The organism is Veillonella sp., from assembly GCF_015058545.1.
Lineage (GTDB): Bacteria > Bacillota > Negativicutes > Veillonellales > Veillonellaceae > Veillonella_A.
Window position 1 is genome coordinate 1 of the sequence record NZ_SVCB01000037.1, and the last position, 3,374, is coordinate 3,374.

Genomic DNA, 3,374 nt, shown 5'->3' on the forward strand with positions numbered 1-3,374 from the left:
ATAAACTAAGAGATTACATAGACTATTACAATACTAAACGTATCAAACTTAAATTAAAAGGAATGAGTCCGGTAGAATACCGGACCCATTCCCAAAAAGTTGCTTAATTACTTCTGTCCAAGAAAATGGGTGCAGATCAGTACAAGAGGCGACCTTTCTTAATTAATAAATTTCGCATTTCTTGTAGAGACAGTCTATTCATAATATCACAGTCCTTATTATTTTTTATAACCGTTTGGATGGTTTTTATGCCATTGCCAAGCATCACCGATAACCTGGGAGACTTCACTGTGGGTCGGCTTCCAACCTAAAACAGTTTGCGCTTTTTCAGAAGACGCAATCAAAGTGCCCGGATCGCCGGCACGACGTTCACCGATAACAACCGGGAAGTCTACACCGGTTACGGATTTAGTGGCATCTACAATTTCTTTTACGCTGAAACCATTGCCGGTCCCCAAGTTAAAGTAATTGGATTCACCACCGTCGCGTAAATATTCCATACTGAGAATATGGGCCGAAGCTAAATCGGTAACATGAATATAATCGCGCACACAAGTGCCGTCAGCCGTGTCATAGTCAGTACCGAAAATCGAAATATTGGCGCGTTTGCCTAAAGCAGCTTCCAAAATGAGAGGAATCAAATGTGTTTCCGGGGTATGATCTTCACCGATTTCACCGCTTTGGTCGGCGCCGGCTGCGTTGAAATAACGCAAAGCTACATAGCGAAGGCCGTAAATATCGCTATAATCGCGCAACATTTGTTCAATCATGAGCTTCGTACGACCGTATACATTAGTCGGTGCTAAGCGTGCATCTTCTTTAATCGGTACCACTTCAGGTTCGCCGTAAACAGCAGCGGTAGAGGAAAATACGAAATATTTGACACCGGCTTTACGCACCGATTCAATGAGTCGGAATGAGCCTACTACATTGTTTTCATAATAAATCATAGGGTCTTTCATGGATTCGCCAACTTGTGAGTGAGCCGCAAAATGCATAACCCCTTCAATGCCTTTAGACTTTAATACATCGGCTAAACCGGCATCGGCAATATCCATATTAATAAATTCAACGCCTTCCGGCAAAGATTCTACATGACCGCGTGATAAATTATCCAAAACAATTGGCGTATGACCTGCTTTTTGCAAAGCTCGCACAGTATGACTGCCGATATAGCCGGCCCCACCGGTAACCAAAATTTTCATAATAATCCTCCCTAACCCAAATGGTTTTAGATACGCACTGAACGTATTATTTGTCACTTACTGAACTGCCAACCTACAAGGCTGATCTTTTATTTGTCCGCTTGATGAGCTGCCAATTTAGGGCCCAACAATTTTTTATACACTTCAACACCCGGCTGATCAAACGCATCTACACCGGCCAATTGACCTTCGTAGAAGATAGCCCAGCAAAACATAAACATAAATTCGCCTAAATGATATGGTGACAAGGTCGGTAATTCGTAGGTTACATTAAAACGTTTATCCCCCGTCAAAGCTTCACTGTTAGCCTCTAACGCAGTATTTAAAATTACCCCTAAGTCCAAGCCGCTAAAGGCTTTAAGCGGTTTATATTCATCATAGGTATGAGGCACAACAGCTTTTGTTTCCCAATCTTTTACTTTTACAAAGGACACAATTTTGTTCAAACGACCTTCTTGATGTTCCTGAGTCTGCGCATGCATATCGGTAGTCCCTACAGCGACTACCGGAGTGCGACCGTAACGACCGTCAGTTTTCGGCTGATGTTTGCCTAAGGATTCAGCTAAAAGTTGTACATACCATTCAGCCAAGGATTTCAAAGAATCACCGTAAGGCATCATGATTTCAATAATACGACCGTATTTCTCAGCGGCAATATATTTCAAAACTGCATTCAACAAAGCCGGGTTCTTAAGCAAATCGCCACCCTGGCAAGCTTCGTCCATGCCTTTAGCACCGTCTAAGAATTCACGAATATTAAAACCTACCACGGCACCGATAATAAGGCCTACTTCCGTAAATACGGAAAAACGTCCGCCCACCCCATCAGGGACAGCGAATGTTGGCCAATTCTGCTGCACGGCCAATTTATGAAGCAAGGTTTCTTTTTCATCGGTACGAGGATCCGTAACAGCTACGACTTCCACTGTAATACCGGCCGCTGCCAACGCTTCCTGCACAACCATGAAATTGGACATCGGTTCAATGGTAGAGCCGGACTTGGAAATCAAAATGAGCATTACTGTATATGGAGCTCCTTTATGAGCAGCACTGCGTTTTAAGGTTTCAATCAAATCATTAGTGCGATGAGGATCCACATTATTGCCACTGAAGTATAATTTTGGATAACCGTCGCGTTCCGCTTCGGATTTTTGATTCCAAAATTCACCGCAATGAACATCAAAGAGTACTTTACCGCCTAAATAAGAACCGCCGATACCGAAGCTTACTACTGCGTCTACAGACTCTTTCGCATGTTGACCCAATTCTTCCAAGCGTTTTAGAACTGCTTCATTATTGAGATTTTTATCTTCAATATACGGCAATTGCGGGAATAATACAGCTTCCGGCTGACCGTCTTTAGACAAATGGCCTTCCACAACGCCTGTAGTACGTACACGAACGGCTGCTTTTACGGCATTGGCAATAGAATCGAAATAAGTATGAACATCAGCTTCGGTTACGCCCCAAGCTGAAAATAAATTAGTATAATCAAATGTAAAACCGGATGGTAAAATGATTTTTTTCATTGAAACTCCTCCTTTAAATCACTCTTCTTATTGTACCGTTCAATAAATTATGGTGCAATAGAAAAACCGAAGAGTGTCATACATTTTATTCATAACTCAATCAACTTTAGCCCCATCCATACCTTAAGCAAATATAGCGTTTCAAAATTTATAATTCGATTACCTTTGTCGTCCCTGCTTTAGCTAATTCATCGGCTTTTTCATTATAGATTACACCCGTATGAGCAGCTACCTTGTGAAATACTGTTTTAATGAGACGACGACTGTTTAACATAAATTCCGCATACTGCTGGGTAAGCGGATTATTCGCTTTCCAGCGACCCGTAGCCCACATTTCAATACCCATATAATCATAGTAAATGTGAACTTCTTTAGCTTCCTTAGCTACCGCCCATTCAATGACATGCATGGCCCCCAAAAGTTCGCCCGCCACATTCCAATAGGCCGTATACATTTCTTTGTCGGTACCGTATGAAAACGTTTCTTCTTGCCCCTCATAGAAAATAACGCCGCCGGTTCCCACCACTTTATTTTTTTTGTCAAAACTTCCATCAATAAAAGCTACCGCACTTTTGGCTCCCAAATCGGCAAAAATAGCCTCCATATCATTGGATTCCTGTGATGATTTATTGGCAACGCC

At 42.1% G+C, this 3,374-nt stretch carries 4 protein-coding genes; 1 reads left to right on the forward strand and 3 read right to left on the reverse strand.

Annotated features, from left to right (window positions below; all coding sequences use genetic code 11):
* The coding region (locus E7204_RS02150) for an IS3 family transposase (protein ID WP_295181121.1) at positions 1-107 on the forward strand (107 nt) is incomplete at its 5' end.
* 111 nt (positions 108-218) lie between these two features.
* On the opposite strand, the gene galE is transcribed toward E7204_RS02150, so the two are convergent.
* From galE to E7204_RS02165, 3 genes are all read right to left on the reverse strand, one after another.
* Entirely contained in the window at positions 219-1,205 is a 987-nt protein-coding gene (gene galE, locus E7204_RS02155; RefSeq protein WP_295181117.1) for a UDP-glucose 4-epimerase GalE, read from the reverse strand.
* A gap of 89 nt (positions 1,206-1,294) precedes the next feature.
* Positions 1,295-2,734, reverse strand: a complete 1,440-nt coding sequence (locus E7204_RS02160) for a glucose-6-phosphate isomerase (protein WP_295181119.1) — start codon at positions 2,732-2,734, stop codon at positions 1,295-1,297.
* A 148-nt stretch (positions 2,735-2,882) separates the two neighbouring features.
* Positions 2,883-3,374: RNase H family protein (locus E7204_RS02165; RefSeq protein WP_295181120.1), on the reverse strand; the 492-nt coding region annotated here is incomplete at its 5' end.

Coding starts and splice junctions, on each gene's coding strand:
- galE (WP_295181117.1), bottom strand. CDS start 1,205: ATGAAAATTTTGGTTACCGGTGGGGCCGGCTATATCGGCAGTCATACT.
- E7204_RS02160 (WP_295181119.1), bottom strand. CDS start 2,734: ATGAAAAAAATCATTTTACCATCCGGTTTTACATTTGATTATACTAAT.